Annotated in this window: 11 protein-coding genes; 5 read left to right on the top strand and 6 right to left on the bottom strand. The window is 68.1% G+C overall.

Annotation, left to right across the window (positions count from 1 at the left end):
* Positions 1-46: 46 nt before the first annotated feature.
* The gene (gene gcvA, locus JMF86_RS33465; protein ID WP_236593046.1) at positions 47-1,051 is read right to left on the bottom strand and encodes a transcriptional regulator GcvA; all 1,005 of its coding nucleotides are present in this window, start codon (positions 1,049-1,051) and stop codon (positions 47-49) included.
* A gap of 41 nt (positions 1,052-1,092) precedes the next feature.
* On the opposite strand from gcvA, the gene JMF86_RS33460 reads away from it, so the two are divergent.
* The 3 genes from JMF86_RS33460 to JMF86_RS33450 all read left to right on the top strand — a co-directional run bounded on the left by JMF86_RS33460 (position 1,093) and on the right by JMF86_RS33450 (position 5,236).
* Positions 1,093-2,439: an aminotransferase class III-fold pyridoxal phosphate-dependent enzyme gene (locus JMF86_RS33460; protein WP_201317342.1), complete on the top strand. Its 1,347-nt coding sequence runs from the start codon at positions 1,093-1,095 to the stop codon at positions 2,437-2,439.
* The gene (locus tag JMF86_RS33455; protein WP_077180501.1) at positions 2,436-3,239 is read left to right on the top strand and encodes an enoyl-CoA hydratase-related protein; all 804 of its coding nucleotides are present in this window, start codon (positions 2,436-2,438) and stop codon (positions 3,237-3,239) included. Before JMF86_RS33460 ends, JMF86_RS33455 begins: the two co-directional genes overlap by 4 nt.
* 74 nt (positions 3,240-3,313) lie before the next feature.
* Complete coding sequence (locus JMF86_RS33450; protein ID WP_201317341.1) at positions 3,314-5,236, top strand: AMP-binding protein; 1,923 nt, start codon at positions 3,314-3,316, stop codon at positions 5,234-5,236.
* Between the two features lie 37 nt (positions 5,237-5,273).
* On the opposite strand, the gene moaD is transcribed toward JMF86_RS33450, so the two are convergent.
* From moaD to fdhD, 5 genes are all read right to left on the bottom strand, one after another.
* A complete protein-coding gene (gene moaD / locus JMF86_RS33445; protein ID WP_006498429.1) occupies positions 5,274-5,531 on the bottom strand; it encodes a molybdopterin converting factor subunit 1 in 258 nt (85 codons plus the stop codon).
* Between the two features lie 52 nt (positions 5,532-5,583).
* Positions 5,584-6,156: a molybdenum cofactor biosynthesis protein MoaE gene (locus JMF86_RS33440; RefSeq protein ID WP_034175503.1), complete on the bottom strand. Its 573-nt coding sequence runs from the start codon at positions 6,154-6,156 to the stop codon at positions 5,584-5,586.
* 47 nt (positions 6,157-6,203) lie between these two features.
* The gene (moaA, locus tag JMF86_RS33435; protein ID WP_125381119.1) at positions 6,204-7,328 is read right to left on the bottom strand and encodes a GTP 3',8-cyclase MoaA; all 1,125 of its coding nucleotides are present in this window, start codon (positions 7,326-7,328) and stop codon (positions 6,204-6,206) included.
* 229 nt (positions 7,329-7,557) lie between these two features.
* Positions 7,558-8,772: a gephyrin-like molybdotransferase Glp gene (glp, locus tag JMF86_RS33430; RefSeq protein ID WP_201317340.1), complete on the bottom strand. Its 1,215-nt coding sequence runs from the start codon at positions 8,770-8,772 to the stop codon at positions 7,558-7,560.
* Positions 8,769-9,638 (bottom strand): formate dehydrogenase accessory sulfurtransferase FdhD, encoded by an 870-nt coding sequence (gene fdhD / locus JMF86_RS33425; protein WP_011545624.1) that lies wholly within the window; start codon positions 9,636-9,638, stop codon positions 8,769-8,771. The genes glp and fdhD overlap by 4 nt, the downstream gene beginning before the upstream one ends.
* A 422-nt stretch (positions 9,639-10,060) precedes the next feature.
* Between fdhD and JMF86_RS33420 the strand changes: the two genes are divergently transcribed.
* Together JMF86_RS33420 and cydB are read left to right on the top strand one after the other, a co-directional pair.
* Entirely contained in the window at positions 10,061-11,461 is a 1,401-nt protein-coding gene (locus JMF86_RS33420) for a cytochrome ubiquinol oxidase subunit I (RefSeq protein WP_027807757.1), read from the top strand.
* Positions 11,462-11,463: 2 nt separating this feature from the next.
* Positions 11,464-12,471 (top strand): cytochrome d ubiquinol oxidase subunit II, encoded by a 1,008-nt coding sequence (gene cydB, locus JMF86_RS33415; RefSeq protein WP_027807756.1) that lies wholly within the window; start codon positions 11,464-11,466, stop codon positions 12,469-12,471.
* The last annotated feature ends 2 nt before the right edge of the window (positions 12,472-12,473 follow it).

The raw sequence follows: 12,473 nt of genomic DNA, 5'->3' as shown, positions 1-12,473 counted from the left end.
ACATGGATCGCGGGCGGCGGGACCTGCCGCGTGCGATTCATGTCGTTCAAGCCCAGCCGGCCGCCGAAAACGACCGTGCGGCCGATCGCAGCCAACTGCAGAACGCATCGATTTGCGGCCGCGCGGCGGCCGCGCGCGTCGTCAACAGATGGTAGCTGTAGGGGCCTTGCACCGGCTTGCCCGGCGCAATGGCCAGCAGCCCTTGCCTGACCGCATCGGCGGCGAGGACGTCCGACGCCACGGCCACGCCCTGGCCCGCTATCGCGGCATCGAGCGTCAGATAGGTATGCGAGAAGCTCGGCCCTTGCCGCAAACGCGCCGGGCCGGCCTGCACGTCCTGCATCCGGCTCCAGCGCATCCAGTCCACCTGCTCCGGAATGCGAGCCTCGTATTCGTCGTGCAACAGCGTTGCACGCAACAGATCGTCCACGGTGCGCAACGGCTTGCATATCGACGGTTGCCCGACCGCGAGGAACGTTTCCGACATCAGTTTTTCCGCGACGAGCCCCGGATAGGGGCCCACACCCAGGCGGATCGCCACGTCCACGCGCTCGCGGCTGAAGTCGACGGCGGGCACCGAAGCCAGCAGGCGCACCTCGATGTCGGGATGCAGCCGCCGGAATTCGCCCAGGCGCGGCATCAGCCAACGCGTGACGAACGACGGCATCGCGGTGACCGTTACTTCCGGCGAATCCGCGGCCTGCCGGATGTCGAGCGACGCGCGCTCGAGCTCGTCCATCAAGCGCTCGATTTCCAGGAAGTAGCGCCGCCCGATCTCCGTCAACTGGACCGACCGGGCGCCACGCATGAACAACGGCGTGCCCAGCCACTCCTCCAGCAGCCGCACCTGATGACCCACCGCACCGGACGTGACGCACAGCTCGTCACCTGCCCGGGCGAAGCCGCCATGGCGTGCGGCCGCCTCGAATGCGCGGACGGAGAGCAGCGGTGGAAGTTGTCGCGACATGGCTAAATTGAATTGAGGCTCAGTGCGGAAACGTTTGATTTGTTGCGCAGGACGTGCGTGCTTAATCTGGAAGCCTTCTGTCACGAGGCTCAGAAATAGTGAGCCATGCCATTTCCGGAGTCAACATGGATCTCAGCATTCACGGCGAGTCGAATCCCGCGCTCGCGTCGTCGTTTCGAAAGGTGCTCGTGCCCTGGGCGGTCCAGGGCGGGCTCAATCCGCCGGTCATCACGCATGCGCACGGATGCTACTTCTACGATGCGAACGGCAAGCGCTATCTGGACCTCACCAGCGGCTATGTCGCGGTGTCGTTGGGACATGGCCATCCGAAGGTGGTCGAGGCGATCCAGGCGCAGGCCGCGCGCATGTGCTGGGTCGCGTCCAGCTACTTCAACGACGTGCGCGCCGAATACGCGGAACTCCTGAACAGCGTTTCGCCGTGGCCGGACGGGCTGCGCGTGCATTTCACCTGCGGCGGTGCCGAGGCAAACGACGACGCGGTGAAGATCGCGCGGCTGGTGACACGCCGGCCCAAGGTGCTGACCGCCTATCGGTCGTATCACGGCAGCACCCTCGGCGCGAGCGCGATGACGGGCGTGGACCGCTGGCGCGATCCGTTCCCTGCGTTGCCGGGCATGGTCAAGTTCCTTGCGCCGTATCCGTACCGCAGCCCGTTCCATACGTCGGAGCCGGCCGAGGAGACCCGCCGCGCCCTCGATCACCTGGCTTGCGTCCTGTCGCATGAAGGCGCCCAAAACGTCGCCGCGATCCTGATGGAGCCGATGACCGGCTCCAGCGGCGTCGTCGTCTACCCGCCGGGCTATCTCGCGGGCGTTCGGGACCTGTGCGACCGGCACGGCATCCTGCTGATCTTCGACGAGGTCATGACGGGCTTCGGGCGCACGGGGGCATTGTTCTGCGCCGAGCGGGTCGGCGTGTTGCCGGACCTGATTTCGTTCGCCAAGGGGGCCAGCTCTTCGTATACGCCCCTCGGCGGCGTCCTGGTGCGCGAGGGCGTGGCCCGCCACTTCGATACGGAACTCTTCGACGTGGGCCACACGCATGCGGGCCACGTACTGGCGGTCGCCGGCGGCCTCGCGGCGCTGAAGGTCTATCTGGAAGAGGGCTTGTTCGAGCGGGCGCGCGAGATCGAAGGCTGGCTGCGCGACGGTCTCGGCGAGCTGGCGGAGCGTCATCCGTCGATCGGCGACGTGCGGGGCATGGGCGCCCAGTTCGGCATCGAGCTGGTGCGCGACCGGGAAACGCGCGAGCCGCTCGTCGAGTGGCACCACCCGGCGGGATCGGCGCCGATGCGCGCGTTCTATGGCGAACTGCTGAAGCGCGGCGTTCACGCGTACGGGCGCTACAACGTGGTGATCGTGACGCCGCCGCTCGTCATCTCGCGCACGGAGCTGGACGAGGGACTGGATGCGCTCGACGCGGCGCTGACGGTGCTGGAGGCCGCGCGATGAACTATGAGGACATTCTGTATCGCGAAGCGGGCGGCGTGGCGACGATCACGATCAACCGTCCGTCGGTGTACAACGCGTTCCGCGCCAGGACGGTCGACGAACTGCTGCATGCCTTTCAGCAGGCGGGCTGGAATCGCGAGATCGGCGTGATCGTGCTGACCGGCGCCGGCGAAAAGGCCTTTTGCACCGGCGGCGACCAGACGAGCCACGGCGATGGCGGCTACGGTGGCCGCGGCGCGATCGGCTTGCCCGTGGACGAGTTGCAGAGCCTCATTCGCGACGTGCCGAAGCCGGTGATCGCGCGCGTCAACGGCTATGCGATCGGCGGCGGCAACGTGCTCGTGACGGTGTGCGACCTGGCGATCGCGAGCGAAGCGGCCCAGCTCGGGCAGGTGGGGCCCAGGGTGGGGTCGGTGGATCCCGGCTTCGGCACGGCGCTGCTCGCACGTGTCCTCGGCGAAAAACGCGCGCGGGAAGTGTGGTTCCTGTGCCGGCGCTACACGGCGCGCGAAGCGCTTGCAATGGGGTGGCTCAATGCGGTCGTGCCTGCCGATCAGCTCGACGGGGAAGTCGCGCGATGGTGCGACGAAATCCTTGCACTGAGCCCCACGGCGCTGGCGATCTCCAAGCGATCGTTCAACGCGGATTCCGAGAACATTCGCGCGATCGGTGCGCTGGGATTCGAGGCGCTGTCGCTGTACTACGACACCGACGAATCGAAGGAGGGCACGCGTGCTTTCCGCGAAAGGCGCAAGCCCGATTTCCGGCGTGGAAAGGCTGGCCATGATCCGCAACCCTGATCTGCCACCCTGCCTGCTCGGGGCGATCCGGCTGGGCGACATCGTGCGACCCAAGATAAGGACGGAGCACTTCGATGAGCACCACTGACATACTTTGGCAACCACCGTCCGATTGGCGGACCAGCACGTTGCTGGGTGAACTCTGCGCGTGCCTGGGCGCATCGTCGTTCGAAGAACTGATCGGGATTTCGCTGCGTGAGCCGCAACGCTACTGGGCCGCGGTGATGACGCACCTGCAATTCCAGTGGCGAACGCCGCCGCAGCGGCATGTCGACCTGGCGAGCGGCCCCGCATTTCCGCGATGGTTTACCGGCGGTCGACTGAACTGGGTCGATCATGTGCTTGCGCACGCGGACGGTCCACGCGCGATGCAGGCGGCAGTCATCACGGAAACGGAGGACGGACGCGTCAGCACGACCAGCTATGCCGCGCTGGCTCGGGATGTACGGCAACGGGCGTCGCGGCTGGGCGCGCTTGGCGTCGGCGCGGGCGATCGGGTCGGCGTCATGATGACGATGGGCGCGCCGGCCGCGGCCAGCCTGGTCGCGGTAGCGGCGATCGGTGCGATCGCCGTGCCGCTGTTCACCGGTTTCGGCGCGGACGCCGTCACCGCGCGACTGACGCTGGCCGACGCACGTGTGTTGCTGGCGAGCGGCGGCTACCGGCGCCGCGGGCGCACCATCGACCTGAAACCCGTGTTCGACGCCGTGCAAGAACAGATGCCGGGTTTGCGCATCGTCGTCCACGGCGACGAGCCGGCGCGTTCCGCCGCCCTCGACGACCCGGCTTCCGCGCACGCGGCGCCGCCCCGCGCGTTTCCCGCGCAGGACCCGGACCAGCCGTTCATGATCGTTTTCACGTCCGGCACGACGGGGGAGCCGAAGGGCACGGTGCACACGCATGCCGGGTTCCCGTTGAAGATCCTGCACGATTGTGCGTACCACTTCGAGTTGCGCCCCGGCGATCGCTGCCTGTGGCCGAGCGACATGGGCTGGATCGTCGGCCCGCTCACGACGGTCGGCGCGCTCGTCCGCGGCGCGACCCTGGTGTGCTACGACGGCGCGCCCGACCATCCGGGCGCCGGACGTCTGGCCGAAATCATCGACCGCCACCATGTCACGCATTTCGGCGCATCGCCCACGCTGATCCGCAGCCTGGCGGCGTCGCTGGATGCCGTCGACGGCGCGGTGCTGGAGAGCCTGCGTGTGCTGATGGTGGCCGGCGAGGTGATCGACCCGGATCACTTCGCGTGGTTCTTCCATGCATTCGGCCGGGCGCGGTTGCCGGTGATCAACTACAGCGGCGGCACGGAGGCGTCGGGCGCGCTGTTGGGCAATGTTCCCGTGCGCCCGATCCGTGCCTGCGCTTTCAACGCCGTATCGCCGGGCGTCGACGCGTTTGCCGCCGACGAGAAAGGGCAGCGCGTGCGTGGCGTTCCCGGTGAACTGGTGATCGCCGCGCCTTTCGTCGGGATGACGTCGGGATTCTGGAACGCGGCCGACCGCTACGAGGAAACGTACTGGCGCCAGCGGCCGGGCCTGTGGACGCATGGCGACCTGTTGCTCGAAGACGATGACGGACAATTCTTCATCCTCGGCCGCGCGGACGACACGCTGAAGATTGCCGGCAAGCGGCTGGGGCCGGCCGAGGTCGAGTCGGTCGTGCTCGGGTCGCCGCTCGTGCGCGACGTGGCGGCCGTCTCGCTGCCCGATCCGGTGAAAGGGGAGCGGCTGGTGGTTTGCGTCAGTACCCACGGCGAACCGCCGAGCGTGCTGGTGAAGTCGCTGGCCGATCGGATCGAGGCGGCGCTGGGAAAACCGTTCCGTCCCGGCGTCGTGCATGTCGTGCCCGATCTGCCGCGCACGCGCAACGGGAAGGTCATGCGCCGCGTGGTGCGAAACGTGTTGCGGGGCTTGCCGCCGGGCGACGTGAGCGCCCTCGAGAATCCGGCGGCGCTTGCAGCGTTGCAGGCGCTGGCCGATCAGGGCACGGCATGACGGATCGACATCGGAACGGGCGGGGCGCGGTGTGGTGTCATCCCCCCGTCACCGGCGGAAAGAATGCGACCTCGCTGTCCTCCCGCACGACGAATTCCCCGGTCACCATTTCGAGGTTCACGGCCGCCCGCACTGGGCGGTCCATCCGCAACGCGTCCGCGCTGCGCGCGTCGCGCGCGGCCAGCGTGCCGCGCAGCGCGTCGACGGTGAGTTCGCGGGCATCGATTTCGACGGTTTCTTCATCGAGCGCCAGTTGTTCGCGAATGCTCGCGAAGTATTTGATCGTCAGTTTCATTGGAATGTCTCGAGCAGGAGCGGCGGAATCGGAAAACACGAAGCGAGCGCAATCAGCCCCAGCGCCGCATCGCCTGGTCGTCATGCGCCTTCGCCTCGACCCAGCCGGATTCGCCGTCGTGCCGGATCTCCTTCTTCCAGAACGGCGCGTGGGTCTTCAGGAAATCCATCAGGAATTCGCACGCATCGAACGCGGACGCGCGATGCGCGGCGGCCACCACGACCAGCACGACCGGCTGGCCGAGCGGAATGCGTCCGACGCGGTGCACGATCCTGACCGCCTCGAGCCGCCAGCGCGCGGTGGCCTCCTCGACGATGCTCCATAGCGCCTGTTCGGTCATCGTCGGGTAGTGCTCGACTTCCAGCGCGACGACGTCGTCGACGTCGCCTTCCTTGCGCACGACCCCGAGAAAATTCACGACCGCACCGACATTCGGATTGCGAACGATCGGTGCAAGCTCCGCGCCCGCGTCGATCGGCGCATGCTGCACGCGCACTTCGAAGCCGGCGGCGATCGCGGGCGCCGATTCGGGGTGCGGGTCGGTCGCGTCGACGTGCGGCGGGGCGCTGCCGGCACGCGGCGGATCGTCCGGCAGCCCGGCGCGGGATTCGGTGAAGGTCGTCATGACAGGTTCTCCAGTGGGCGGCGCATCCTGTATCGCGGGGCGGCCCGTCAGCCGCCGACGAGCGACATGCGCACGGTCGGATAGGTCTTGCCCGGCGCGCGGGCCGGCCGTGCGGCCCGGCGCTCGGAATAGCGGTCGTCGCGCTGCGTCCAGCGTGCGCGCACGGCGGCGGCGAGGTCGGCGGTCGACGCGGCGTCGTCGAGCCACGGCCGCAGGTCGGTGCCTTGCGTCGCGAACAGGCACGTATAAAGCCGGCCGTCGGCTGACACGCGGGCGCGCGAGCAGGTGCCGCAGAACGGATGCGACACGCTCGCGATGAAGCCGACTTCGCCCGCGCCATCGATGTGCGCGCAACGGATCGCGGTGGCGTCGTGCCCCGGTTCGCCGACGAGCACGAGCGGATAGTGTTCATCGATCAGCTCGCGCATCCGCGCGGCCGGGACGACCTTGTCGCCGGACCAGAAGCTGGCGCCGCCGACATCCATGTATTCGATGAAGCGCACGGCCACGCCCGTATGCCGGAAGTGCCGCACGAGCGGCAGGATCTGGTCGTCGTTCACGCCGCGCTCGATCACTGCGTTGACCTTGACCGGCGCGAGCCCGGCCGCATGCGCGGCTTCGATGCCGGCCAGCACGCGCGCCACCGGCACGTCGGCGTCGCTCATCCGGCGGAATACCGCGTCGTCGAGCGCATCGAGGCTCACGGTCACGCGCGACAGCCCCGCATCGCGCAACGCGCGTGCCTTCGCGGCGAGCAGCGAGCCGTTGGTCGTCAGCGCGATTTCGACGGGCTTGCCGTCGACGGTCGTCAACGCGGCCAGCCGTTCGATCAGTGCTTCGAGATTGCGGCGCAGCAGCGGCTCGCCGCCCGTGATGCGGATCTTCTCGACGCCGAGCGACGTAAAGGCGCGGGCGATCTTTTCCAGTTGCGCGAACGACAATCGCTCGGACGACGGCATGAACGCGTAGTCGGCGCCGAAGCTCTCGCGCGGCATGCAGTAGCCGCAGCGGAAATTGCACTGGTCGATGACGGACAGGCGCAAGTCGCGCAGCGGACGGCCGAGCGTGTCGGACGGGCGGGGGACAGCGCCGGGCGATGCGTCGCCGGATGAGGCGGCGGCGGCCGGCGCGGCGGAAACGATGGCATTCACGATCGGGTCGTCGGCCTGCATGAAGTAAGCGAAGGGGCGTCGCCGCTCGGCCGTGCGGATGCCGACGTGTCGGCGCACAGGTCGTGACGAGCCTCATCGTGAGCATAGTCCGCGGGGTTTTGTCGGCAGAGACACAATCCCGCCCGAATTGCAGGAATACAGTTCGCCGCGCGAGAGGCGCGACAGGCGCGGCCAATCGGGCGACGAATGGGGCGAAGGCACCGCATCGGGCGGCTATCCGGCGTCGCGCTCATGCGAGCCAGCGCGCGAATTCGTAGTACGGAACAGCGTCGCCGCGCGCGATGGCGCGCCCGGCCGGCAGCCGCGCGAGCCCGCTGGCCAGCACCAGCGACTGCAGCGTGCCGGCGCCTTGCTGGCGCAGCGTGTCGAGCACCGGCGCGCCGTCGGCGCCTACCGTACAGCGCACGCGCACGAAGCGCTCGCGCTGGGCATCCGGCTCGAAGCCGGTGTCGATCGGCAGCGACGGCACGCCCGGCAGGTACGCGTCGCGTCCCTGCAGGCGGCGGATCAGCGGCGCGACGAACAGCGCGAACGTCGTCATCGCGGCGCCCGGATTGCCGGGCAGCAATACCACGGGCCGCGCATCGAGCGCCGCGAGCGCGACCGGCTTGCCTGGCTTCATGCGCACGCCCGTGACGATGAACGATGCGCCGAGTTCAGTCAGCGCCGGACGCAGCAGATCCTTGTCGCCGACCGACGCCCCACCGACGCAGATCACGAGATCGCACTGCGCGTGCACGTCGCGCAACGCCCGATCGACGGCGGCCGCCGTATCGGCCGCGTGCAGGCTCAGCGCGACGTCGGCACCGGTTCCGGCGACCAGCGCGGCGAGCATCGGCGCGTTGCTGTTGTAGATCTGCTGCGGCGCGCGCGGCTGGCCGCATGCGACCAGCTCGTCGCCGGTCGTCAGGATGCCGACGCGCAGCGTCGCACGCACGTCGATCCGCGCGAACCCTTGCGCGGCGGCCACGCCGACGTGCATCGCGCCCAGGCGCACGCCGGCCGGCACGAGCAGATCGCCGGCGCGTACTTCCTCGCCACGGCGGCGGATGTGCGACCCGCTGCGCTGGGGGGCGTCGAACGTGACGTCGCCCGCCTGTTCGTGCGCATGCTCCTGCATCACGACCGTGTCGGCGCCGGGCGGAATCAGGCTGCCGGTGAAGATGCGTGCGGCCGTGCGCGGCGCGAGCCGCGCGGGCGTGTCGCCGGCATAGCAGCGCTGCGCGACGCGCAGCGGCTCGCCGTGCGCGAGGTCGGCGTGCCGCACGGCGTAGCCGTCCATCGCGGTCTGGTCCGCCGGCGGCTGGTCGAGCACCGCGGTCAGCGGCGCGGCCAGTATGTGACCTGCCGCTTGTGGGAGCGGCACGGACGCGGCGGCCTCGAGCGGCGCGAATGCGCTGGCGAATTGCTGCTGCGCGGTATCGAAATCGAACAGGTGTTTCATGAGGAGTGGGCCGGCTGCGCCGGTGCAGGCGATGGATCGAGATGAACGGCGGCGGGCGACACGTATTCGACGAAGCCGTCGTTGCGGCAGAAGCCGAGCAGCCGCACGCCGGCTTCGCGGGCGACGTCGATCGCGAGCGACGTCGGCGCCGAGATCGTCGCGATCATCGGGATGCCGACCCGCGCGGCCTTGCGCACCAGTTCGTAGCTCGCGCGGCTCGACAGGAACACGAAGCCCGCGCGCAGGTCGGCGCGGCGGCGTGCGAGCTGCCCGATCAGCTTGTCGAGCGCGTTGTGGCGGCCGACGTCCTCGAACACGTCGAGCACGGCGCCGTCGCGGTCGCACCACGCGGCCGCGTGGATGCCGCCCGTCTCGCGCATCAGCGTCTGCCGGGCCGGCAACGCATGCGCGGCGCGCGCGATCGCGTCGGCGCCGATGCCCGCGGCCGCGCCGGCGGCCGCGATACGCGGCGGGTGCAGGTCGAGCTGCGCGATGCTTTCGATGCCGCACACGCCGCAGCCCGTGCGGCCGGCCAGCGCACGGCGGTGCGCCTTCAGCGCCATGAATGCCTGCTGTGATACGGTGAGCCGCACTTCGGCGCTGCCCGGCCGGTATTCGCTTTCGATGTCGAAGACGTCCGACGCGCGCTCGACGATGCCCTCGCTCAGCGCGAAGCCGAGGCCGAACGCGTCGAGGTCGATCGGCGTCGCCATCATGACCGTGTGCGAGATGCCGTTGAACACGAGTGCAACCGGGGTTTCGTCGACGACGCGATCGACGGTGTCGCGCGCGTCGCCGGCACGGTGGCGCGTCACCTGACACGCGGTGCTGCCGGTCGGATCGTCACGGCGAGTGCAGGACTCCATGCGGTTTTCTCCAGGCGGGGCGGCCGGCGGGCCGGCCGGGCTCGGCGCGCACGCCGAACGACGGGAATCGAGGCCGCCGGGCGGGCGCCGAAGGGCGCACTACCGCCGCGGGCAGGCGTTGCATAAGATGTTAAGTGGAGTGAACAGTGCGCCGCAGGCACAGCGCCGCCACGCGGAAAGCAGTACAGCTGAGCGTCCCGCCGGCGCCGAATATGTTTTCCGTGCACACATCTTCGGCGGCGCAAGCAGCACAGTTTCAGCGCACGTTCGAGTGATTGCGAGTATCGTTGCAAACGCGATATCGTCATTCACGCTTCGATGCCGTGCGAGCGATCGTTTGTGTTCGCACGTGTTGTCGCCAAGCCGTCGCGCGATTTCCTGCTTCGGGCGTACGTCCTCACAACCACGAGCAAATTACGGTCATGGAAATCTTCGATGCGTTCCATCTCGCCCGATTGCAATTCGCATTCACGGTGTCGTTCCACATCGTGTTCCCCGCGATCAGCATCGGCATGGCGAGCTTCCTGGCAGTGCTGGAATGGCGCTATCTCGTCACCGGCGACGCCGCCTACAAATCCATGTTTCAGTTCTGGTCGAAGATCTTCGCGATCGGCTTCGGGATGGGCGTGGTTTCCGGCGTCGTGATGGCGTACGAGTTCGGCACCAACTGGGCCGGGTTCTCGCGCGTCGCGGGCAACATCACGGGGCCGCTGCTCACGTATGAAGTCCTGACGGCGTTCTTCCTCGAAGCCGGCTTTCTCGGCGTGATGCTGTTCGGCTGGCAGCGCGTCAGCCCGCGCGCGCACTTCTTCGCGACGCTGATGGTCGCGGTCGGCACGCTGATCTCGACGTTCTGGATTCTCGCGTCGAACAGCTTCATGCAGACGCCGCAGGGCTACAAGATCGAGAACGGCCTCGTCGTGCCAGTCGACTGGTTCAAGATCGTCTTCAACCCGTCGTTTCCGTACCGTCTCGTGCATATGACGATCGCGGCGTTCATCGTCGCGGGCTTCATCGTCGCCGCGTGCGGCGCGTGGCACCTGCTGAAGGGGCGCCGCGACGAGCCGGTGAAGCGCAGCTTCTCGATGGCGCTGTGGATGCTGCTGGTGCTCGCGCCGATCCAGATCGTCGTCGGCGACGCGCACGGGCTGAACACGCGCGAATACCAGCCGGCGAAGATCGCAGCGATCGAAGGGCTGTGGGAAACCGAGAAGGGCGGCACCGCGCTGAACCTCGTCGGGCTGCCCGACATGCAGGCCGAAACCACGCGCTATGCGATCCAGGTGCCGCACCTCGGCAGCCTGATCCTCACGCACAGCTGGGACGGCGAGATCCGCGGGCTGAAGGAATTCCCGCCGCAGGACCGCCCGTATTCGCCGATCATCTTCTGGACGTTCCGGATCATGGCCGGCCTCGGGATGCTGATGCTGCTCACCGCACTGCTCGGGCTGCTGCTGAGAAAGGGCGGGCGCCTGTATGAAACGCGCTGGTTCCAGTGGTTCGTGGTGGCGATGGGGCCGTCGGGCATCGTCGCGCTGCTGGCCGGCTGGATCACGACCGAGGTCGGGCGGCAGCCGTGGACCGTGTACGGCGTGCTGCGCACCATCGACTCGGTCTCCCCGCTCACCGCCCAGCAGGTCGGCGTGTCGCTGCTGGTCTTCGTGGTCGTGTATTTCCTGGTATTCGGAACGGGTATCTACTACATGATGAAACTGATGAAGCGCGGGCCGGCGGCCCAGGCCGGCTACATCGAACTGCACCGGCATCCGGGGCTGCGCAAGAGCGCGCTGTCCACGCCGCTGAACGTCACCGAGGCGGAGTAACCATGCATATCGATCTTCCTGTCGTCTGGGCCGCGATCATCGGCCTCGGCGTATTCATCTACGTGATGCTGGACGGTTTCGATCTCGGCATCGGTCTGCTGTTTCCGTTCTTCGATGCGAAGGCCGAGCGCCAGGTGATGCTCGACACCGTCGCGCCGGTGTGGGACGGCAACGAGACGTTCCTCGTGCTCGGCGGCGCGGGCCTCTATGGCGCGTTCCCGGTCGTGTATTCGACGCTGCTGCCGGCCAATTACCTGCCGCTGGTGCTGATGCTGGTCGGGCTGATCTTCCGGGGCGCGGCGTTCGAGCTGCGTGCGAAAGCCACCCGCACGCAGCACATGTGGGACCTCGCGTTCATCGGCGGCTCGGCGCTCGCGGCGTTCTGCCAGGGGATCGTGCTCGGTTCGCTGCTGCAGGGCATCAAGATCGAGAACAACCAGTTCGCGGGCGGGCCGTTCGACTGGCTGTCGCCGTTCAGCATGATGTGCGGGATCGGCGTGCTCGTCACCTATGCGACGCTCGGCTGCGGCTGGCTGATCTTGAAGGTCGACGGCGAACTGCAGCGCAAGATGCGGTTGCTGATGAAGCCGCTCACGGGCGTGCTGCTCGCGGTGATGGGCGTGGTGAGCCTGTGGACCGTGATCGGGCTGCCGGCCGTCGCGCACCGCTGGTTCGGCAGCGGCAACCTCGGCTGGTTCCTGCCGGTGCCGATCCTGGTCATCGCGTGCGTGTGGGGCATCTTCCATACGGTGAAGCGTGCGCACGAGGCCACGCCGTTCCTGCTGACACTCGCGCTCGTGTTCCTCGGCTACACGGGGCTCGTGATCAGCATCTGGCCGAACATCGTGCCGCCGTCGCTGACGATCTGGGACGCGTCGTCGAGCCATTCGAGCCAGTTGTTCGCGCTGGTCGGCACCGTGATCGTGCTGCCGATCATCCTCGTGTACAACGCGATGCAGTACCGCGTGTTCCGCGGCAAGGTGCGCGAGGGCGATATCGGCTATCACTGAGC

It is taken from the genome of Burkholderia sp. E168m15 (genome assembly GCF_016586105.1).
Classification (GTDB): domain Bacteria; phylum Pseudomonadota; class Gammaproteobacteria; order Burkholderiales; family Burkholderiaceae; genus Burkholderia; species Burkholderia orbicola.
Note: the sequence above shows the minus strand (reverse complement) of the source record. Positions and strands in the feature narration are given on the sequence as shown.